General features: G+C 69.1%; 1 protein-coding gene. It reads left to right on the top strand.

Annotation, left to right across the window (positions count from 1 at the left end; genetic code table 11):
• A partial coding sequence (locus ACQG3P_RS24470) for a hypothetical protein (RefSeq protein WP_426806499.1) occupies positions 1-184 on the top strand: 184 nt, incomplete at its 5' end.
• Positions 185-233: the final 49 nt, after the last annotated feature.

Genomic DNA, 233 nt, shown 5'->3' on the forward strand with positions numbered 1-233 from the left:
CGAGCACCCGGCCCACGCAGCAGCAGAGGGAGACCGCCGAGTCATGGGGAGGCCGACTCCTTGCCCGGTACCTCCGGTGCCGCTGCTGCTCGGCGTGCCGGTGGCCGACGCCCTGGCCGCGGCGGCGCTGGCCACCCAGTGGTACCAGGACCAGACGACGCTGGTGCTGGTGCAGCAGATATAGTCCGGTACCGGTTCGGCCTCGCAGATCGCCATTCCACTGTTCATATTCG

It is taken from the genome of Stenotrophomonas sp. SrG, from assembly GCF_050031795.1.
Taxonomy (GTDB): domain Bacteria; phylum Pseudomonadota; class Gammaproteobacteria; order Xanthomonadales; family Xanthomonadaceae; genus Stenotrophomonas; species Stenotrophomonas rhizophila_A.